The organism is Pseudoalteromonas rubra (assembly GCF_001482385.1).
Lineage (GTDB): Bacteria > Pseudomonadota > Gammaproteobacteria > Enterobacterales > Alteromonadaceae > Pseudoalteromonas > Pseudoalteromonas ardens.
Genome location: NZ_CP013611.1, coordinates 167,121 through 187,299, shown reverse-complemented (window position 1 = coordinate 187,299; position 20,179 = coordinate 167,121). Strand labels below are relative to the sequence as shown.

At 48.0% G+C, this 20,179-nt stretch carries 18 protein-coding genes; 9 read left to right on the top strand and 9 right to left on the bottom strand.

All coding sequences use genetic code 11. The features are described from left to right. Positions 1-109 precede the first annotated feature (109 nt). From purM to AT705_RS00845, 3 genes are read left to right on the top strand one after another with little or no spacing between them, the layout of a single operon-like run. On the top strand, positions 110-1,162 hold the full coding sequence (gene purM, locus AT705_RS00855) for a phosphoribosylformylglycinamidine cyclo-ligase (RefSeq protein WP_010385511.1): 1,053 nt from the start codon (positions 110-112) through the stop codon (positions 1,160-1,162). Continuing rightward, on the top strand, positions 1,162-1,824 hold the full coding sequence (purN, locus tag AT705_RS00850) for a phosphoribosylglycinamide formyltransferase (protein ID WP_058795092.1): 663 nt from the start codon (positions 1,162-1,164) through the stop codon (positions 1,822-1,824). The genes purM and purN overlap by 1 nt, the downstream gene beginning before the upstream one ends. After that, positions 1,775-2,536, top strand: a complete 762-nt coding sequence (locus AT705_RS00845) for a DUF3108 domain-containing protein (RefSeq protein ID WP_082669049.1) — start codon at positions 1,775-1,777, stop codon at positions 2,534-2,536. The genes purN and AT705_RS00845 overlap by 50 nt, the downstream gene beginning before the upstream one ends. A gap of 76 nt (positions 2,537-2,612) precedes the next feature. Here AT705_RS00845 and AT705_RS00840 read toward each other — a convergent pair whose 3' ends face one another. The 4 genes from AT705_RS00840 to AT705_RS00825 all read right to left on the bottom strand — a co-directional run bounded on the left by AT705_RS00840 (position 2,613) and on the right by AT705_RS00825 (position 5,844). Continuing rightward, positions 2,613-3,377, bottom strand: a complete 765-nt coding sequence (locus tag AT705_RS00840) for a class II glutamine amidotransferase (protein WP_058795091.1) — start codon at positions 3,375-3,377, stop codon at positions 2,613-2,615. A gap of 248 nt (positions 3,378-3,625) precedes the next feature. After that, complete coding sequence (locus tag AT705_RS00835) at positions 3,626-4,153, bottom strand: hypothetical protein (RefSeq protein WP_157576625.1); 528 nt, start codon at positions 4,151-4,153, stop codon at positions 3,626-3,628. A 53-nt stretch (positions 4,154-4,206) separates the two neighbouring features. Continuing rightward, positions 4,207-4,698 carry a hypothetical protein gene (locus AT705_RS00830; protein WP_157576624.1) on the bottom strand — a complete coding sequence of 164 codons (492 nt, stop codon included), beginning with the start codon at positions 4,696-4,698 and terminating at the stop codon, positions 4,207-4,209. Between the two features lie 606 nt (positions 4,699-5,304). Next, a complete protein-coding gene (locus AT705_RS00825; protein WP_058795088.1) occupies positions 5,305-5,844 on the bottom strand; it encodes a hypothetical protein in 540 nt (179 codons plus the stop codon). A 278-nt stretch (positions 5,845-6,122) separates the two neighbouring features. On the opposite strand from AT705_RS00825, the gene AT705_RS00820 reads away from it, so the two are divergent. From AT705_RS00820 to AT705_RS00805, 3 genes are all read left to right on the top strand, one after another. Next, the gene (locus AT705_RS00820; RefSeq protein WP_058795087.1) at positions 6,123-6,461 is read left to right on the top strand and encodes a hypothetical protein; all 339 of its coding nucleotides are present in this window, start codon (positions 6,123-6,125) and stop codon (positions 6,459-6,461) included. Positions 6,462-7,038: 577 nt separating this feature from the next. Then, on the top strand, positions 7,039-9,450 hold the full coding sequence (locus AT705_RS00810; protein WP_058795085.1) for a TonB-dependent receptor: 2,412 nt from the start codon (positions 7,039-7,041) through the stop codon (positions 9,448-9,450). Positions 9,451-9,521: 71 nt separating this feature from the next. Next, positions 9,522-11,090, top strand: coding sequence for a tetratricopeptide repeat-containing sulfotransferase family protein (locus tag AT705_RS00805; protein WP_058795084.1), 1,569 nt, complete (start codon positions 9,522-9,524; stop codon positions 11,088-11,090). Positions 11,091-11,250: 160 nt separating this feature from the next. On the opposite strand, the gene AT705_RS00800 is transcribed toward AT705_RS00805, so the two are convergent. From AT705_RS00800 to AT705_RS00785, 4 genes are all read right to left on the bottom strand, one after another. Continuing rightward, entirely contained in the window at positions 11,251-11,919 is a 669-nt protein-coding gene (locus AT705_RS00800; protein ID WP_058795083.1) for a GntR family transcriptional regulator, read from the bottom strand. A 186-nt stretch (positions 11,920-12,105) separates the two neighbouring features. Beyond that, a complete protein-coding gene (locus AT705_RS00795; RefSeq protein WP_058795082.1) occupies positions 12,106-13,599 on the bottom strand; it encodes an aldehyde dehydrogenase (NADP(+)) in 1,494 nt (497 codons plus the stop codon). Between the two features lie 55 nt (positions 13,600-13,654). Continuing rightward, a complete protein-coding gene (locus AT705_RS00790; protein WP_058795081.1) occupies positions 13,655-14,656 on the bottom strand; it encodes a 4-hydroxyproline epimerase in 1,002 nt (333 codons plus the stop codon). A gap of 4 nt (positions 14,657-14,660) precedes the next feature. Next, a complete protein-coding gene (locus AT705_RS00785) occupies positions 14,661-15,575 on the bottom strand; it encodes a dihydrodipicolinate synthase family protein (RefSeq protein ID WP_058795080.1) in 915 nt (304 codons plus the stop codon). 203 nt (positions 15,576-15,778) lie between these two features. Between AT705_RS00785 and AT705_RS00780 the strand changes: the two genes are divergently transcribed. The 3 genes from AT705_RS00780 to AT705_RS00770 all read left to right on the top strand — a co-directional run bounded on the left by AT705_RS00780 (position 15,779) and on the right by AT705_RS00770 (position 18,841). Further along, positions 15,779-17,044 carry an NAD(P)/FAD-dependent oxidoreductase gene (locus tag AT705_RS00780; protein ID WP_058795079.1) on the top strand — a complete coding sequence of 422 codons (1,266 nt, stop codon included), beginning with the start codon at positions 15,779-15,781 and terminating at the stop codon, positions 17,042-17,044. Between the two features lie 22 nt (positions 17,045-17,066). Further along, the gene (locus AT705_RS00775) at positions 17,067-18,281 is read left to right on the top strand and encodes a M24 family metallopeptidase (RefSeq protein WP_058795078.1); all 1,215 of its coding nucleotides are present in this window, start codon (positions 17,067-17,069) and stop codon (positions 18,279-18,281) included. Between the two features lie 356 nt (positions 18,282-18,637). Then, positions 18,638-18,841 (top strand): hypothetical protein, encoded by a 204-nt coding sequence (locus AT705_RS00770; RefSeq protein ID WP_010385530.1) that lies wholly within the window; start codon positions 18,638-18,640, stop codon positions 18,839-18,841. 59 nt (positions 18,842-18,900) lie between these two features. Here the strand turns inward: AT705_RS00770 and AT705_RS00765 are convergent, their stop codons facing one another. Then, complete coding sequence (locus AT705_RS00765; RefSeq protein WP_058795077.1) at positions 18,901-20,142, bottom strand: hypothetical protein; 1,242 nt, start codon at positions 20,140-20,142, stop codon at positions 18,901-18,903. Between the last annotated feature and the right edge of the window lie 37 nt (positions 20,143-20,179).

Genomic DNA, 20,179 nt, shown 5'->3' with positions numbered 1-20,179 from the left:
CGCGATATCTGCGTGTATGCGAACCAAATCGACTAGCCGCACTCGTGCATTTGATGTAAAATACGCGCGTTTCTAAGCAAATCCATTATGTTATTTTTGAGGAAAACCTGTGAGCGAACAAAAACAGTCTCTGAGCTATAAAGACGCAGGCGTTGATATCGATGCGGGCAATGCATTGGTTGAGCGCATTAAAGGGGTAGTTAAAAAGACGCGTCGCCCTGAAGTGATGGGCGGTATTGGCGGCTTTGGCGCATTATGCGAACTACCAACCGGATATAAAGAGCCTGTCTTAGTTGCTGGCACAGATGGCGTAGGCACAAAGCTGCGTCTGGCCATCGATTTGAAAAAACATGATACAGTGGGCATCGATCTGGTTGCCATGTGTGTAAACGACTTAATAGTTCAAGGTGCTGAACCCCTATTTTTCCTTGACTATTACGCGACTGGTAAACTGGATGTTGATACTGCTGCTGATGTAGTGACAGGTATTGGCACTGGTTGTGAGCAAGCTGGCTGCGCCCTGATCGGTGGTGAAACGGCCGAAATGCCTGGCATGTACGAAGGCGAAGACTACGACATGGCCGGTTTCTGTACTGGTGTGGTTGAAAAGTCTAAGATCATTGACGGCACCAAAGTCGCCGAAGGTGATCAGCTGATCGCACTGGCTTCAAGCGGCCCACACTCAAACGGCTACTCGCTGATCCGTAAAGTGCTGGAAGTTTCTGGTGCTGATACCAGCGAAGAGTTCGCAGGTAAGCCTTTGGCCGAACACCTGCTTGAACCAACCCGTATCTACGTTAAGCCTATTCTGGAACTGCTTAAAGAAGTCGATGTGCATGCACTGTCTCACATCACAGGTGGTGGTTTCTGGGAAAACATCCCGCGCGTATTACCTGAATCAGCAAAAGCCGTTGTAAAAGGCGACAGCTGGGAATGGCCTGCTGTATTCAACTGGTTACAGGAAAACGGCAACATCAGCACCCACGAAATGTACCGTACTTTCAACTGTGGTGTGGGCATGATCCTGGTTGTTCCTGCTGATAAACTTGCACAAAGCCTGGAAATCCTGAAAGCACAGGGCGAAAATGCCTGGCACATTGGTGAAATTCAAGCTGCAAACGCAGGTGAAGAACAAGTTGAAATCCTGGGCGGTGCCGAGTAATGGCACCCGAACGATCTCCAATTCGGATTGTTGTGCTGATCTCAGGTAGTGGTTCTAATTTACAGGCCATTATGGACAGTTGTCAGCGCAACGAAATCAATGGCGAGATCTGTGCCGTCATCAGTAATAAAGCAAATGCTTACGGGCTGCAACGTGCCCAGCAAGTGAACATTGACACGCAAGTATTAAGTCATAAGGACTTTGACAGCCGTGAAGCCTATGACCAACGTTTAGCACAATTAATTGACTCTTATAATCCAGATTTAGTTGTATTAGCTGGATTTATGCGTATTCTAACTGCTGACTTAGTGCAAAAATTTAAAGGAAAAATGTTGAACATTCATCCTTCTTTGTTGCCTAAGTACCAAGGGCTGAATACCCACCAAAGAGCGATTGATGCAAAAGAAACGTTTCATGGCGCCAGTGTTCACTTTGTGACAGAAGAACTAGATGGTGGACCGGTCATCGTACAAGCCAAGGTACCAATCCTGGCTGATGATACTGCGCACACGCTGTCACAGCGGGTTCATGAACAAGAACATATAATCTATCCTTTGGTGGTCAAGTGGTTCAGCGAACACAGACTAACGATGGAAGCAGACTATGCCGTTTTTGACAATCAACCCCTTCCAGCTCAAGGCGCACCCTACCCAGAAGAATAAAAAATACAGCGCTTTACTATTTGGTTTAAGCGCTGTTTTCTCTTCTTCCTTATTGGCCAGTGATCTGGTTCCCTACCGCGCAGAATATGATGTACTGCGTAAAGGCTCAGTGCACGGCAACGCCATCAGAGAGCTGTCAAAAGTCTCAAACGACACTTACTCCCTGAATTACGAAAGTAACATCGAATGGATGATTTTCTCCGACGAACGCACAGAAAACTCACTGTTCACTTACCATGATAAGCACCCCAAACCTTTACTTTACACACTCAAGCGCGAAGGCACCGGGCCAGACAAAAACTACAAAATCCGCTTTGACCGAGACAACAAACAGCTGTTTAAAGACAATGAGAAATACCCCATCAATGCCGACTGGAATGAGCAGCGTCATGATGTTCTGTCTTATCAGATAGCGCTGCGCAACGATGTCAAAGCCGGTAAAACCAAAATGAGTTACCCCATTGTCGATAAAAAAGGCAATGTGCGTAGCTATGACTTTGAAGTGGTTGGCACCGAAACCATCACCCTGCCCATAGGCAATGTCGAAACCATTAAAGTGAAGCGCCTGTACGACAGCGATAAGCGTCAGGCTATGGCCTGGCTGGCACCGGCATACCACTACTCTGTAGTGCAAATGTTTAAAGGCAAAGATGGCGTGGAGCAGTTTATGATCCAGCTGAAGAGCTTTGATGCAGAAAAATCGGCTGAGTAATATAAGATAAAAAAGCCCTGATCATCAGGGCTTTTTTATGTCATTCATTTCGCGAACTGGCTTTTCGGGATGAGCGCTAGATTTTCTCACCCAGCTTAAACAACACAGATTCACCGGGTTCCATCTTATTCCACTGCTCATCATTCGTCAGCGGCCGGGTTGCAATCACAGTCACCACGTCATTCGGGGTCGTTTCTTTTTGAAAGTCCACCACCATATCCGCATCGATTAACGTCGCTTTTCCAAACGGCGCACGACGCGTGATCCAGTGCAGATTATTAGAGCAATACGCCAACACAAACACCCCATCCGTCAGCAGCATGTTAAACACCCCTTTGTCCATCAGGGTTTTTGCCAGCTTAGCTGCATAGCGGAACACAGAGGCCATGTTTTTGGGTCTTTTCGGGTATTTTTCACGGATCTTGTCCAAAATCCAACAAAATGCCAGTTCACTGTCGGTATTTCCCACTGGCTTATAAAACTCAGTGGTCAGGTCTTTGTAGTTAGACAGCTGACCATTGTGTGCATAAGTGATCTCCCTGCCCCACAGCTCACGGGTAAAAGGATGGGTATTCTCAAGACACGTTCTGCCCCGGTTGCCCTGGCGAATGTGGCTGATCACCGACACACTTTTAATCGGATAGGCTTTTACCAGTTTGGCAATTTCCGACTGACAGCTTGGCTCTGGGTCCTTAAACGTCCGACACCCTTTACCCTCATAAAAAGTGATCCCCCAGCCATCTTTATGCGGCCCGGTATTCCCTCCACGCTCCAGCAACCCGGAAAAACTAAAACAAATATCCGTGGGTACATTGGCAGACATGCCCAAAAGTTCACACATAGAATAAAAAGCCTTTAAATATCATAATATTAAACTGAGACATTCTCTTTCTTACTTTCTGGTCTCAGTGTTGGTCACAATTTAGATAAGCCGTGACCACATTGCTTGTGAGCTAAATTTTATCACCAAGTGGCGGAGGGTACCAATGTGTAATCCGGGGTTTTGTTTTATGTTGGCCTTGTAAAGCGACTGTCGAGAAGAAGTGTCTCCAGACAATCGGGTATTTGCTTTACATGTGATTCGAAGTTCTATTCCAACGCCCTAGATTTTGTCTCAATGATATCGAACCATTTTCTTAGGATTGGTAGTAAATAAGCAACTCTTACCCCTTGCCTTTCAGAAAGCGCATAGAGCAAATTAGACAAGCGATAATGATCGCTGCCTGAGACCAAACTTATCTGCTCCAAAGTGCGCTCGCTACGTTTGCTCAGTTTATCTAACTCTTGCCACCATTCGACTTCGTGCTTCCAATAATTTGCAGCTGCATTAATTGCAGATACATCTGTCACAGATGGGTGATGCCGAGCCCCAATAACAAATGCACTTCCCTTTTCTAGCTTTGAAAAGCTGATGGCCTCAACCATAAACCTCTGAGCTGCAACAAACCCTAACCCAATATAATATTCAGCTTGGTCAAACAACCCTTCAGAATCTGGATCATTGGTGTGCGCAATTGCATTCTCTATTTCAGAAATTTTTTTATCAAGCAATGCGAAAAGTTCTGTCATATCTCCAAATGAGCAAAGTGATCTAAGAATACTCTGTTTTTCCTTCATTATGGTTCCATTTATTCATATTCCAACGTGGTCTCAAAATTTTATCAGCTACACTAACGCTCGTTTGAATTTAGCTGGCTCATTCTTTTTTCAATATCGAGTAATAGTACATTTAGCATCTCTTCCATGTGTTCTAAACTAAGACCCTTATCTTTAATAAAATCACTCGGCAATTTATCCCTATCTCTCCAGAATTCAACTTTGCCATTCACGGTAAGCCCAATGGCTAATTTCGCATTCAAGCACTTTTCGCACGCCTCACTCCATATTTCAGAGAGTTGGAATTCAAATTCGCGATCCGGGTTTTGAGCACAAAACTCTTGATATTTCTTGGTTTCTGAGATGGCCTTTTGAATAGCTCTAACGCACTCGACCCTTCTAAGATACTCATCATTCCTAAGTGCATACTCCATTTCCTTATCTTTCTGAAGGACAGAGATCAATGTTAAAATGTGTTTTGGAAGATCCGCAAAGTTAAACCCTAACATTTTGATTTTTCCTTTATCCCAACATTTCTTATAACTTTTCCCATGTATATTGATCATAACCGTTCTCAATAGACAGAGCGTAAAAATCAGTTCTACTTTCAAATACATGGAGATTTCTAGGGTGGCTTACAGTTGAGGCCATGTTTTCTATTCAGACTTTCCTTTTATTTCCATCAGCGTCAATCATGAAATATGTGCCTTCAATTTCAGGTAGAGTGTTTTTCATTATTATTCCTTTATTTCAATATGCTACGAGACAGACAACCCCCGCGCTCAAAAAGACAAAAGCCTCCAGAGACTTACTGGGCTTCGTTACAAAGATGTTTTTAGCGTAGCAATACTTTTAGTTACTTCAGGAGCCTCAGTACCAAGTTCTTTTTCAAGAAACAATTTGCAGTTTTTTGTCTCAAGATCTATATGAGAGTCAACACGCACTATAACTTTCTTATTTTTTTAGGGTCAATAGGTATAGGCTGATAAGGTATAAAAGTGCCTGACTTTGAGGTTCTAAATTCAATTTCAATTAGTGTTGGTTTTGGCTTGTGCTGGCAGTAATGAAGTCCATTTTATGAGTATCAAACTTTAGCGATAAAAGGCGATTTTCAAGCTCTGCCTCGTATTCCAAAGGCTTATACATTGCTATAGTTTAATTAATTTTTTTGGTCATGTCCGCGCAGCCCTGATCCGCATATCAACATACCAGTTGTCGCTCCCATCAAGTTGCTTGCTGCTTTCCCAGACAAAGCCCTTGTCGCTGATCTGGCTGAAGCGAAAGCGTGCGGGTTGTAGCTCGCCGCCAGGCAGGCGCTGTTCAACCTTGAGGTGCACGCCGTCCTTATCCCGCTGTGCGGTAAACGGGTTGAGCGTTGCGTTCATTTGTACGGGCAAAAATACCTGATGCCAGCGCTTGTCCTGCAATGAGTAGGTTCTGAGTGTTCTGCCGGCGTAGGTTACCTTGCCCTGCGCATCCAGCAGGCTGAAGTCGTCCACTACCATTTTATTGTCAAAGGCGTAGTCGGCTTGCCAGCGGCATGGAGCTGAGAACAGCGTTTTCCCTTGCAGGTCAAGCTGCTCATATTGGCACTGCCAGTGGCCAATCAAAAAAGCATAATCGCTGGCCGCCGCAGGTGCGCCGGGATAGAGGTCGGTACTATCAGAAGCAAAAGAACAGGCACTGAAAAAACACAAAGATAAGAGTCGCATAATGGGCTCACAAGTAGAAACAACCAGACTCAGTATGCCGCCAAATATGGCGATGGCAAAGTATTGGCTGCAATATTCATAAAGCGAAAACGGTCAGATTCACCCTGCACACACTTTTACACCCACCAGTGTCCGGAAAATCACGCATTGATGCGCCTCACAGGGTATATACAGGTAAAACTCAGCGCATAACATTCTTTTATATTTCATAAAAAACAGGGTGTTACTTTTTGAATAAGCCATATAATAGAAACACCTCAATAAAAGGAACTAACAATATGAAAAAAGCACTAATCCTTACACTTTTGGCTTTGGCATCAACTCAGAGCCTTGCTGCGCGTGAAACCACGTCGGGTTATATCGACAGAATGGTTACCTACCCTGATTTTGGCAGCGGAAACACCATTGTTGAACTAAGCAACCGGGGTAATACCTGTTACGGTTACTGGATTGAAACGGGATCAAAAGGTCATGATGCCGCACTTTCAGCCTTGCTGGGAGCATTTCATAGCAAAAGAGTCGTCAGTATCGTCGGGCTGGATGACAGTGCCAATAAGTGGAATGGCTCTCCGGGCACACACTACTGCAAACTCTACGCTGTCGATGTCAAAAGGTAATCCGCCCTCACTCAAAAACCGCAATTAAGCGGAACCGTGTGTCTCAAATAAGGCACACGGCCATCAGCTGAAAAAACCGTCACGGAATGAACAATTCTGCACACCTATTCACTGTACAAATAAACCCCAAACCGTCTCTCTCTGACAACACCGCATACTTATTCAATCCCCCCAATCCAAACAAAATTCGCCATCAGTCCGAAAAACAGCAGCATAACCGATAGTTCAGCACCTTTAGAATTGGCTAACCCCGGCTATTTAACGCATAAACTTTCACCTTTCTAACGCTGTAAGGCGGTACAATGATAACTAAAAATGCATATTCAATTCAAAATACTGCATATAGAACCCCAAAAACCAACTAAAAAACCCAAAGAAACTAAAATCACGCAAAAAAAAATTTTTACTGCAATTTCATGCACGATTCTGACTAAAAACCCGTTGATAGTGAATATTTTTGCAAATATAATAAATAATTATATTCGTACCTTTTTTGATAATCTTGTTACGAGATTCACTTTATGCTTTCTTAGTTTGCATAAAAACAACAACCAGAACACATCCGGGATGTAAAATAATGCTAAAACCAAAACTCATATCTCTGGCCATAGCGACGGCTTTGCCAGGCTCAATTATGCTCAGTGCAACAGCGCAGGCCGATGAATCAGGTGCCGAAGAAAAGTCTCTGGAAGTTATCCAGATCACTGCCACTCGCCGCAGTGGCTCAGTTCAGGAAGCCCCTTTAAACATCACCGCACTCGATGCGGATATAATGAAAGATCAAAACATTGGTGAACTGGCCGATGTGGCACGTTGGGTGCCAGGTCTGACAGTGACCGATCAGGGTGGTCGCTCTGGCTCACCGATTATCGTTCGTGGCCTTAACACCAACTCATCAGGCCCGGATCAGGATGGCGGCACCGTTGCAACCTACGTGAATGAAATCCCCGTTTCACTGGATATGCGCCTGACTGACGTAGAACGCGTAGAGGTATTAATCGGCCCACAAGGTACCCTGTACGGCGCGGGTACCTTAGGCGGCGCTATTCGCTATATGCTTAAAGCGCCAGAGTTAGACATCACCACAGTGCAGCTGTATGGCGACTTATTTCAAAACTCAGAGAGTGACTCGGTTGGGGGTGAAGGCGGCTTTATTTTCAACACCCCCATCATCGAAGATGAACTGGCGCTGCGTGCCAGCCTGAACCAGTATGAAGATCCCGGATTTATTGATTACAACTATGTGGTCCGCGAAGGCGGGGCTTCTTTGGCAGATCCAAACTGGAGCAGTCAAAGTGACGTTGATAACAACCTAAAACGCGTGGCCGATGCCAATGGCGAAACCACCACCACAGGCCGCGTTTCTGTGCGCTGGAAGCCAAATGACTGGTTCGATGGCACGCTGAACTACTTTTACCAGAAACAAGAAAGTGAGGGCCGTTCGATAGTACATTATCAGGCACTCAACCCGGCAAACGGACTCAATGATCGCATCGGCAAATATGAATCTGCCTATCGCTATGAAGAGCCCAGAGACAAAGAAGATGATCTGCTGAGCCTGGAATTAAAAGCCGATCTGGGATTTGCAGAACTGGTTTCTGCCTCGGGCTGGTCCAGCTTTGAAGCCGATGGTCAGCGCGACCAGACCGATCTGCTGATCCGCCTCGATTATGGCTATGAAGAATTCCCGTCCTTCTCGGCGTTTACCCGTGAAGAGGAAGAAGAAGACACCTTCACGCAGGAGATCCGCCTGGTGTCGCAGGGCGACTCAGCCTGGAACTGGATAGTGGGTGGGTTCTACAACAAATTCGAAAGTGATGCCAGCAGTAAAGAGTTCACTCCGGGCTTTGGTGAATTTGCCGTAGCTAATTTTGGTGGCGAGCAAACCCGCCCGGACAACCTCGAGTATTTTTCGGTCGACCGTAGTGAAATCAAAGAGCAGGCTCTATTCGGGGAAGTGGGTTATCAGGTTAATGACAAGCTAACCATTACCCTGGGAGCACGATTTTACGAGTATGAAGTAAAAGCCGAGTCTGCCGTTGACTTCCCACTGGCCAATACGCTTTACAGCGGCGCAGGTCCAAGCGACATTACCCTGGACTTTAAGCAAAACAATGCGGAGGACGATGGAAACCTGTTTAAGTTCAACGCCAATTATCAGTTTACTGACTCAGTCATGGCGTACATCACGGCCAGTGAAGGTTTCCGTATTGGTGGTTCTAACGGTCTGGCGCCGTGTCCGGATCCCCTGCCTGACAAACAGATCGGTTGTGGTATGCCCGACGAAATGTTGTACACCGCGGACACCACCACCAACTATGAATTGGGTCTGAAGAGCACCTGGTTAAAGAACCGCCTGCATTTCAACGCGGCCATTTTCAATGTTGACTGGGATGATGCGCAAATTGCCGGTGCCACTGTGGTTGGCCAGCTTCCGTATACCTCTAATGCCGGAACAGCCAACGCCAAAGGGGTTGAGATCTCAACACGTGCCATCCTCAGTGACTCTATCAGCACATATGCAACCTATGCCTACACTAAGGCTGAGTTAACCTCGGATGCCCCTTACCTGTTTAATGCAGATGGCACTGATGGGGGTAAAGATGGTGACAGACTGCCCGGCTCTCCCGAGCATCAGTTCTCCCTGGGTATAAATTACGAAACTGAAGTGCTGGGCGATAAAACCCTGGATATCAATTATGGCCTGACAGCCCAGAGCGATATCATTTCCAAGGTGGGTCTGCGCGACAGTGGTGAAACCCTCTCGGGTTATGGGATCAGCAACTTGTCTGCCAAACTGACCGGCGATATGTGGTCCGCCACTTTGTATGTCAACAACCTGTTCAACAAATACGCCTTTACCTCAGTGCGTCGCGATGTGCGGGATATTACAACCGCCAACGGCGCTGAGATCCAGCGTAACTATGGTCACTACCTGAACAAACCACTGACGGTCGGCATTAAGTTCGACTATCAGTTCGAACTTTAGTAAATTGAACTCTCCCGCTGAGGCCCATCCATTGTGATGGGCCTTTATGTAATTTGAAGTGACACCCCACAATGACGTCTATCCAGCAATTACACAGAAGCGCCATTAGCGCACTCAATCAGGGCCAGCTAGAAACCGCCCATCAATACCTGGTCAAACTGCTCAATGCATCACCAGACTATGCCGACGGCTACTTTTTGCTCGGTGTGATCAACCTTCAGGTTGGGCAGTTAAAAAAAGCAATCAAATTGCTCGAAAAGGCGCTGGGACTGCATAGCAGTGATGAATACCGGGCTCAGCTGACTAAGTGTTATGCCTTGCAGGGTGAGCTAACACTGGCCAGACAAACCGCTGAGCAGGCAAGTCCTGCTGCGTTGACTCGTGCACTTGACGCAGACACGTTTGGGGTAGCACTGAGCCATGTTGGCCTGCACGATGACGCCCTGGCATTTTTCCGCCAGGCGCTCAAGCTCACTCAGAGCAACGCGCAATATTATTATAACTTTGGGGTCAGTGCTAAATTCGTTGGCCTATTTGATGATGCTGAGCAAGCCTTTGAACAGGCGCTGGCATTAGACAAAGATCATCACAGAGCACACTTTGCTTTGTCTGATCTAAAAAAAGCCAGCACAGAGCACAACCACCTGACCCGCTTACAAAGCGCCTTTACGCGGGCAAACACACCCGAGTCTCAGCTTCATCTGGGTCATGCTTTGGCAAAAGAATATCAGGATCTGGGTGAGTTTGATTCCGCGTACCATGCACTCAAACAGGGTAAAGCAGCATTACACAGTGCACGTCCCTTTGATCATCCAAGTAACGATGCCTTGTTCGAGCGCATTCAGGCACTCAGTACCACCAGCACAGTCGACCCAAAGGCTGGCCACAGCAGCCGCGAGCCCATTTTTGTGCTCGGGATGCCGCGCTCCGGCACCACGCTGGTAGAAAGGATCTTATCCAGTCACAGCGATGTGATGTCGGCCGGGGAACTACAGGATTTTGGGATCAGCGTAAAACGCCTGGCTCAGACCACCAGCCAGACCGTACTCGACCCGCTCACACTCGAGCAGGCTTATCAGTGCGACCCACACCAACTTGGGCTGACCTATCTGAATGCAACCCGGGTGGTTACCGGCAGTCATGCACACTTTGTCGATAAGCTGCCATTTAACTTTTTCTATGTTGATCTGATCCGCCGGGCGTTACCCAATGCCAAAATCATCTGCCTGATGCGTGACCCGATGGATACCTGCATTGGTAACTTCCGCCAGTTGTTTACCATCAACAACCCCTACTACGCTTATTCACTGGATCTGATGGATACCGCACGCTTTTACAGCCGCTTTTATGATCTGATGCAGCACTGGAAACAGCTTCACGGTGAGCAGTTTTATATGATGCAGTACGAATCTCTGGTTGATGATCCGCAGCAGGAAATCGCAAAACTGCTGGATTATTGTGATCTATCCTGGCAGGACAGCTGTATGCACTTCCACCTTAACGATGCGCCTGTGTCAACGGCCAGTAAAGTACAGGTACGCGAGCCGCTGAACCGTCGTGCTATCGGGCGTTGGAAACGCTTTGCGCCACATACAGATGCTGCACAGCAGTATTTGCGACAGCACGGTGTATTGACATAAGTAGCCAGTCATTGCCGAAGCAAGTTCAGAGACCAAGTATATTGAGAGCCAGGCAGGAGACTGACAGCAAGTTCAGACACTACACACCGGATGAAAAAGACGGGTCCGGTGTGCGTAGCGAAATAACACGTTAGTTACAACGCATTATAATAAATATGGCTTATTGTGCTTCTTGCTCAAGGCGCAGGAGCAAAGCTTTAATGTCGTCTTTTGCGCCTATAATGTGCTTTTTGAGAAATTCGCAGGCACCGGCTTTGTCTTTTTCGTGACACAACTTAAGTAAAGTGCGGTGCTCTTCTGGTGCCGTTTTCAGGCCACCGGCAAGCAATATATGCATACGAACGTAACGCTCTGAGTTCTTACTGTAAACGTCGACCAGTTCTCGGGTCTGAGGACGCTCAGCACGACTGTACAACTTACTGTGGAATTCGGCGTTCAGTTTACCGGTTGCAAGCTGGGTATCACCCGCATCGGTCGCGTCTTCAAGGTCGGCCAAAATGGCTTCGGCTTCCAGTAAGTCGCGTTTGGTCAGATTATCAATCGAATGGCCCAACAGCTCAGCTTCCAGTATGGCGCGTAAATCAAAGATCTCATCAATCTGTTCGGCACTCAACCGGGTGACTGTGGCCCCTTTGTGAGCTTCAAAATTCACCAGGCCTTCGGCTTCGAGTTGCAGTAACGCTTCTCTGACAGGGATACGGCTAACGTTCAATTCATCAGCCAGCGCAGCCTGACGCAGCGGTTCACCGGCTTTTATTTCGCCACACAGAATTTTTTCTCGGATCGCTTCCGCAACCAGTTGGGTTCGAGTTTTATGTACAATCGCCATAGGGTTAGTTAATTATTATCATTGGGATACATTATACGTGCATTGCCATAAATTGCACGCTGTGAGAGAGAAGGTTCACTGTCTATGAAATCATATCATGATCAAATAGGCGGTTGCACATGCTAAGGAACAAGCCTGTGCAACCGCACTCCACGGGGTTACAGAAGTTCTATCTTCTGAGGTTGCCTAACTCTGTACACATAACGGGCGTAAGAATCGCGTCATGGCCTGTGTCCCGACCGACGTCGAACGCACATCTGTCGACGATGGATAGGGTCCGCCATGATTCATCGAACAACACACTTCCACACCGGTTGGCATCTGGCCGAAGATGAGGCGGCCCACTTTGTAGCTCAACTCATCCAGCAATGTTTCCTGAACCGCCATTTCCGCTTTGGTGGCGTGAACGCTGGCAGTCAGCTGGCCTTCTAATTGTTCCACCACGCGCAGCAATTGAGCTTCATCTCGATAACGCACAATCAGGGCACTGGGGCCAAAGACTTCTTCATGCAAACTGGCATCCTGAATGAAATCCTCAGCCTCACAAGCAAATAGATGTGCATTGGCATGAAACGCCTGGCTCTGCTCACCACTTGCCAGTAACTCAACATGGGCATTGTGCTTCAGCGCAACCATGGCCTTGTTAAAGCTGTCAAGAATGCGCGGTGTAAGCAAAGTATCTGAGGGTGCTGCATTGATTGCGCTCATCGCGCTTGACTCAAGCTCAGTATGCCCGTGGGGTATCAACCAAAGGCCCGGACTGGTGCAAAACTGACCGTTGCCCATCAACAGTGATTGCGCCAGAGACTTTGCAAGCACACTGCCCTGCTCGTCAGCATAGTCGGGCAAGATGATCTGCGGGTTTACACTGCCCAGTTCGCCGTACAACGGGATCACTTCTTCGCGCTGGTGAATGGTCTCAAGCAAAGCTTTTGCCACATTCAAAGAGCCCGTGAAACCCACCGCTTTCACGTCCGCAGCCCCTACCAGCTGGTGAGACAACGCATAATCCGTGCCCTGGATCATCGAAAACACCCCATCTGGCATCTGACAGTCGCGGATCGCCTGCTCGATAGCCCGTGTCATCAACTCACTGGTACCTGGATGTGCAGTGTGGCTTTTCACAATAACAGGGCAACCTGCAGCCAGTGCGGCTGCGGTATCACCACCTAAGGTTGAAAAAGCATAAGGGAAGTTAGATGCACCAAATACGGCCACCACGCCAACAGGCAGGTAGCGTAGTTCGGTTGCTGGCTTGGGCATTGGAGCACGATCCGGATCAGCGGCATCCTGACGCGTCAGTGCCAATGGCGCAAGATCCGCTTCCAGCACAGCTGCGAAAGCATTCAACTGATTTACCGTACGCATTCGCTCACCTTCCAGACGCGCTCTTGGCAGGCCGGTTTCCAGCATGGTGGTTTCAATCAGGCCATCACCCAGCGCCAGGATTTGTTCCCCAATTTTGCGTAAAAAAACCGCGCGCTGCGAATAAGACACGCGCCGGTACGTCTTAAATGCACGTTGTGCGGCCAAAATACTGGCATTCAGGTCGCCAGGATCTGCATTGAAAAATGGCTGATGATGTCTCTCATTGGTTTGCGGGCAAAACGCAAAAAATTGCCCATTGTCTGTGTTACCGCGCCATTGCCCGGCAATAAAACTCTGTCCTGTCAAAGTCATGGCTGTCTCCTTAAGACAAATAAGATGATGAGGCAACCTGGCCGCCTCACCTTAGTTAAAGCACCTGAAACCCAAATGCGTACGGATCGTCGTCATCCACAGTGATACAGTTATGGCCTGTGATACGGGCCCAACCCTGTATGCTGGGTAAGATGGCACTGTGACCCGCTATTTCTGTCGTGCCCTCGATTCGACCAATAAATTGGCTGCCGATGTAGCTTTCATGGACAAAGTCCTGACCACTTTGCAATTCGCCTTTCGCAAACAGCTGCGCCATACGCGCGCTGGTACCGGTTCCACAGGGTGAGCGGTCTATTGCTTTATCCCCATAAAATACCGCATTGGCAGCGCTGGAATCGGGTTGTTTTGGGTCGCCGGTCCAGAGCACGTGAGAGGCGCCACATACAGTCGGGTCTAAAGGGTGTACACAAGCAATCTGTGCATTTACGGCATCACGTACTTTAGGGCTCATTGCCAGTAACTCGGCTGCGCTCGTCGCCTGTGTGCCTTTAAAATTCCCCTGGGGTTCAACAATAATGTAAAAGTTACCCCCATAGGCAATATCGACCAGCAGTTCCCCAATATCGGGGACTGAGATCACCTCATTCCGATGTGCCAAAAATGCGGGAACATTAAACAGCTTGACCCACTCCACCCGGCCATCGCGCATTGAATAATAAGCATCAACACGACCCGCAGGCGTATCGAGCCGCAACCGTCCCGGCTCTTTTGGTGTCACCAGGCCTTGCTGTAGCGCAAAAGTCACTGTGCCTATGGTGCCGTGCCCACACATGGGCAGGCAGCCAGACGTTTCAATGAACAAAATAGCTACATCACCATCTTCTGTAGTAGGTGGATACAGGAATGACCCGGACATCATGTCGTGACCACGCGGCTCAAACATCAGCGCACGGCGCACCCAGTCAAACTCAGCCAGAAAGTGCTGACGCTTGTCGCTCATAGTTGCGCCTTCAAGCTGCGGATGCCCACTGGTGACCAGTCTTACCGGGTTGCCACAGGTGTGCCCGTCAATGCAAAAGAATGTTCCCTTATTCATAGACTTAATCCAGATTAAACTGACTTAAATCAATCCGGTTTGTGAGCGCTTCATCATACAAACGGCGCACATAAGCTTTCTCTTCCTCGGTCAGTGGCAAGCGTGGTGAACGTGTTACTTCGCTGCCGCGACCCGCCAGTTGTTCAGCATACTTGATGCACTGAACCAGAGTCGGGATAGTATCCAGACGTAACAAAGGCAGGAACCAGCGCCACAACTCGCGAGCTTCTTCGTAACGACCTTGCTGAGCCAGCTTGTAAATAGCGACAGATTCGCGTGGGAATACATTTGTCAGACCTGAGATCCAGCCCGTTGCACCAAGCATTAAGCTTTCAAGCGCGATGTCATCCACGCCACCGAACACCACGTAACGGTCACCAAAAGCAGAAAACAGTTCACTGATCCGGCGTGTATCTTCAGTCGCTTCCTTCACTGAAACAATGTTGGCTTCCTCTGACAGCACTTTCATGCCTTCGATAGACACATCTACGCCATAGGTCACCGGATTGTTATAAATCATGACAGGCAGGTTTGTGTTACGAGCTACCTGCTGATAGTGATGAATGGCCTCGCGCTCTGTTGAACGGTAGACCATCCCGGGCAGTACCATATAACCATCGACCCCGATTTCCTCTGCGTCACGCACAAACTCAACGGCCAGTGCAGTCGTGGTTTCAGCCACACCAGAAATAACTGGTACTCGTCCGGCAACGACTTCCTTTGCTGCACGCAATACATCACGTTTTTCTTCTGCACGTAGTGAGCAGTTTTCACCGACTGTTCCCAGCACGATGATGCCATGCACGCCCTCTTCAATCAGGGTGTTGATCATGGTTTTGGTGGTTTCAAAGTTAATGCTTTCGTCGTCATTAAACTGGGTCGTTACTGCGGGATAAACACCCTGCCAATCTACTTTCATGATAAGTCCTCTACTTAGTTTGTGCTTGCCATCATAGGTATATTGTATACAATAATCAATATCCAAATTTAAGAAAATGATCAGAATGTCAAAAATCGGGGCATTAAAATTAGTAAACCAATGAAATTTATGGGGTTAATTTTTTCACGTGCTTCGCGGGGACTTCTGGTAGGTAAAATGCAATCTGACAAACGAGAATAAAAATGACACATTCACTTCAAATTGCAGTTGTGGGAGCCGGAGTCGTTGGCCTGTGTAATGCCTTGCAACTTGCCCGTCAGGGGCACAGGGTCACACTTTACGACCCGGCTGGTATTGGCGAGCAATGTTCGCGAGGTAATGCCGGCCATTTCGCAACAGAGCAAGTATTTCCGCTAGCAGACAAAGCCCTGCTGCCCCGCTTACCCATGATGCTGCTGGATAAGCTCAGTCCACTACGGATTGACCATAAATACCTGCTTAAAGCATTTCCCTGGTTTAGCCGCTTTTGCCTTAATATGTTACCGGGTCGGTTTAAACGCCACACCCGGGCACTGCGCGCGCTGAATGAAGCCGCCCTGCCAGCATTTAAGCAGCTCCTGCAAGAAGACTTCGAAAACAACATCAGCATGCGTGGCAGTTTGCTGACCTTTGAGCATGATAAGATTGAGCAGATCCGCGCTCTACAACAGAAATATCAGCAACAAGGCGTTGCCGTTGAGCTATTGGACCGCACTCAACTTTTTGCCCTTGAACCCGACCTGGATAAGCGAATTCAGTATGCCCTCTATTTTACTCAAGTCGGCCACACACCAGACCCTTACCAGCTGAGCCAAACTCTGTTCCAACAGTTTACCGCGCTTGGTGGCACCTTTGTTAAAGCCAAAGTTGATAAGATAGCGCCACTTAATGCAGATACAAATGATCTTCAGCGTGCAAAGATAAAGGTAACAACGCAATCACATGGCTGCCACACCTTTGAACGGCTCGTAGTGGCAACCGGGGCATGGAGTAAAACACTATGTACACAGTTGGGCTACAAGCTTCCTATTGAAGCAGAACGCGGCTATCACAATATGCTACCCATCTCCAGCAATCTCAGCCGCCCGGTTGCCTCGGCAGACAGACAATTTATTATGACCCCCATGCAAGGCGGTCTGCGCCTCGCAGGCACAGTGGAATTTGCCGGGCTGGACACCCAACCCAACTATGAGCGTGCGGATATGTTACTGACGCATGCCCGGGCTTTGCTTGAAGGAAGCGACACGTTAGTACAAGGCGAACATTGGATGGGTCCCAGGCCCTCACTCCCTGACTCTTTACCTGTTATTGGACAGGCTCCGGATCACCCAAACATCTTTTTTGCACTGGGGCATCAGCACCTGGGCCTTACTCAGGCCGCAATCACCAGTGAGCTCATCGCACAATGCATTGCAAACCAACCCACAACGCTGGATATTGGCCCGTACAGTATTGCGCGTTTTCAATAACGAATAACAAACAGGAATCACTATGAAAGGCATAGGTTACCAAAATCGCGAAGCGGCACTGGCTGCACTGACAGACATGACCCGGGACGTAGTTGCAATTAAACCAGAAGAATATCAGCAGCGTATCGCAACAGCGCAAGCCTATATGCGCGAGCATCAGATTGCCGCTGTCTATCTTAATGCAGGCACCAACCTGAAGTACTTTACTGGCTTGCAGTGGTACCCAAGCGAGCGTATGGTCGGGGCAATTTTACCGGCACAAGGCGACGTCCAGTTCATTGTGCCCTTTTTCGAAGTTGGCTCAATCAAAGACTATCAGGTCATTGAAGGTCCCATGCATACCTGGCAGGAGGAGCAGTCGCCTTACAGTTTGCTTGTCAAAGTACTGAACAACTTAAACATCTTACCCGATGCCACGCTGGGTATTGATGAAAGTGCCGCCTTTTTTATCGCTGATGGTATACGCCAGGCAGGGCCTGCACTTAACCTGATCAATGCTAAATGTGTCACGGCGCATTGTCGTATGCATAAATCTGCTGGTGAACTGGCTCTGATCCAGCGAGCTATGGACATGACGCTGGCCGTGCATAAAGCGGCCGCCTCGATACTCCATGAAGGGATCACTACAACAGAAGTAGAAGCCTTTATTGACGAAGCGCACCGTAAAGTAGGTGCAACAGGTAACTATTTCTGTATTGTGCTGTTTGGCACAGCGACCTCTTTTCCTCACGGTGTGAAAGATCCACAAACACTGAAACAAGGTGATGTCGTTTTAATAGATACCGGCTGCAAGCTCCATGGCTATCTGAGTGATATTACTCGGACCTATGTATTTGGTGAACCAACAGCGCATCAACGCAGCATGTGGCAACACGAAAAAAATGCCCAGCTCGCCGCATTCGAGGCCGCGCAAATTGGCACTCCGTGTGGTGATGTCGATTTCGCTGCCCGCAGCTATCTGGCCGAACAAGGCCTGGGGCCTGACTATCAGTTACCTGGCTGTCCACACCGCACCGGACACGGTATTGGACTGGACATTCATGAATGGCCGTATCTGGTAAAAGACAATCCTCAGCCGCTGGCGGCAGGTATGTGCTTTTCTAACGAACCTATGCTGGTCCTTCCGGGTGAATTTGGCATCCGATTGGAAGATCATTTTTACATGACCTCAAACGGACCAAAGTGGTTTACACAACCTGCACAGTCAATCGACGATCCATTTGGGTTAGACAACTAACCAACCTCAGGCGCCGTGCTCCAAACGGCGCCGCGATAAACCAACCCACTTCAATCGATACACGCTTCTGCACTCAACACAGGTTTACTTCAAATTGCATTGTTCTATGACACAATAAGAACGATACACGATGGGAAATGGTTTTCCCAATCACTTCGTAAGTCGACTAGCCTTCCTTGAATTACTGACTCAAAAACACACTATCCAACTGTATTTATTAGATATATTTTTATTTAGTAAAAATGTTTGACCAATTAATTTGTATGCGATTAAATACAGTGGGCGGCGCACCTAATCAACCCAAAAAAAAGACGCTGTCCGAGACTATTAAATACCCATATCAACAAGGAATAATCATGAAATTAAAGGTTAAAAAAACCCAATTAAAACGTTTATCGGATAAGCACGCTGGATTGGCAAAGGACGCTACACCTCAGGTTGCTGGCGGTCAGGAAGCTGCATCTATTTCTGCAGGCATATTATGTGTGATTACGTCGATGGTAGACTGCTCGCAGCAGTGCTCAAAGCTGGCTTGCTCTGGGGATTACTGCAAGCTGTAATTCACGCTGCTCGACGCGACCTCTGAGCTGAATGCTCAGAGGTTGCGTGATGCCCAGGATTAGAAGTAATAGCCTACGTTGATGTTAAAACGACGCTCAAAGTCATCACTGTCACCGACAAGCGTGCCACCAACAAAGGGCTGATTTTGAGCATGTACCAGATCGATATAGGCAAATATTGGACCCGCAGCGACAGATACACCGGTAATATTCATCCAGGTGTTAGCACTGTCATCAGACTTATCGTGCATCAAACCAAAATCATTATACAGAGTCAGATCTTCGATGGGTCCCAATGCCACCGATAAATCGTAAGACACGCCCAAAGTGGTTGAGGAAGCTTTTGCCGATATAGTGTCGTACATGGCATTTGCCGCCACAACCAGTTGCGTTGACGCATCAACCTGATAATCATACTCAGTATGTTGAATGTGGAAATACCATTGCTCAAACCGGTTGGACGCATGTACTGCCCAGGCCTGATAGTCACCAGCGCGGGAAATTCCATTATCAAGACCACCATGTAGCGCAGACACGCCAACCTGGGTTTGCCCGAGCGCATGCTCAAACTGATATGCATAGCGTCCTGCCAGCGTATTGTACTCAGCTAGCTTTTGACCGGGCGCATCATAGACCCCTTCACCTGCACCGCGCAGGCCAACTAGATCTACAGAGTAGCGGTCCTGACGATCTTCTGCCGACCCGTCAATCCCTCCATGGTCATCATTTTTAAAAAACGCCAAATCAAGCTGCCAGTTGTCCTGCATAGCGCGCCTAAACACCAAACCTAAGTCATAGTCCTCTTCCAGACCCACAAAGTAATTTGGCGTCATAAAATAGCTGTGTGACGCAACCGGTGTATTGCCAAACGGGACCGGCGCTAAGCCCAACTGAGCCTGCCACTGTGACGTGATGTCATAGTCCAGGTAAGCAAACTTAACAACGCGCATATAGTCATGAAAGCGCACTTCCGCATTGATCCCAACCTCAGCAACTTCTCCGGATAAATTGATACGAACCAAATCAAAATCTATGTCACCACCGCGACGTTCACTGTCCTGATCATAAGAGTTCATACTATAGTTAAAACGGATTGCTCCGCCGACCTGAACACCTTTTTCAGGTTCTTCTGTGTGTATATCGGCACTATCAGATTGTGCCTCTAGCTGAGCCACTTTTTGTTCCAGGCTGGCCGGTTCACGCTTGAGTGTATCCAGTTCAGTGGTATTGGCGAAAACAGGTGAAGAGCCCATCAATAAGGCGCTCGAAAGCAAAGCTGTATGTCGAAAACTAAATGACATAGGTACACATTCCGGGGAAAGCTAAAAAATTCGCGCA

Excerpts from the sequence above, each read along its gene's own strand:
- purN (WP_058795092.1), top strand. The coding sequence starts at position 1,162 with ATGGCACCCGAACGATCTCCAATTCGGATTGTTGTGCTGATCTCAGGT.
- AT705_RS00840 (WP_058795091.1), bottom strand. The coding sequence starts at position 3,377 with ATGTGTGAACTTTTGGGCATGTCTGCCAATGTACCCACGGATATTTGT.
- AT705_RS00835 (WP_157576625.1), bottom strand. The coding sequence starts at position 4,153 with ATGAAGGAAAAACAGAGTATTCTTAGATCACTTTGCTCATTTGGAGAT.
- AT705_RS00830 (WP_157576624.1), bottom strand. The coding sequence starts at position 4,698 with ATGATCAATATACATGGGAAAAGTTATAAGAAATGTTGGGATAAAGGA.
- AT705_RS00825 (WP_058795088.1), bottom strand. The coding sequence starts at position 5,844 with ATGCGACTCTTATCTTTGTGTTTTTTCAGTGCCTGTTCTTTTGCTTCT.
- AT705_RS00820 (WP_058795087.1), top strand. The coding sequence starts at position 6,123 with ATGAAAAAAGCACTAATCCTTACACTTTTGGCTTTGGCATCAACTCAG.
- AT705_RS00810 (WP_058795085.1), top strand. The coding sequence starts at position 7,039 with ATGCTAAAACCAAAACTCATATCTCTGGCCATAGCGACGGCTTTGCCA.
- AT705_RS00805 (WP_058795084.1), top strand. The coding sequence starts at position 9,522 with ATGACGTCTATCCAGCAATTACACAGAAGCGCCATTAGCGCACTCAAT.
- AT705_RS00800 (WP_058795083.1), bottom strand. The coding sequence starts at position 11,919 with ATGGCGATTGTACATAAAACTCGAACCCAACTGGTTGCGGAAGCGATC.
- AT705_RS00795 (WP_058795082.1), bottom strand. The coding sequence starts at position 13,599 with ATGACTTTGACAGGACAGAGTTTTATTGCCGGGCAATGGCGCGGTAAC.
- AT705_RS00790 (WP_058795081.1), bottom strand. The coding sequence starts at position 14,656 with ATGAATAAGGGAACATTCTTTTGCATTGACGGGCACACCTGTGGCAAC.
- AT705_RS00785 (WP_058795080.1), bottom strand. The coding sequence starts at position 15,575 with ATGAAAGTAGATTGGCAGGGTGTTTATCCCGCAGTAACGACCCAGTTT.
- AT705_RS00780 (WP_058795079.1), top strand. The coding sequence starts at position 15,779 with ATGACACATTCACTTCAAATTGCAGTTGTGGGAGCCGGAGTCGTTGGC.
- AT705_RS00775 (WP_058795078.1), top strand. The coding sequence starts at position 17,067 with ATGAAAGGCATAGGTTACCAAAATCGCGAAGCGGCACTGGCTGCACTG.
- AT705_RS00770 (WP_010385530.1), top strand. The coding sequence starts at position 18,638 with ATGAAATTAAAGGTTAAAAAAACCCAATTAAAACGTTTATCGGATAAG.
- AT705_RS00765 (WP_058795077.1), bottom strand. The coding sequence starts at position 20,142 with ATGTCATTTAGTTTTCGACATACAGCTTTGCTTTCGAGCGCCTTATTG.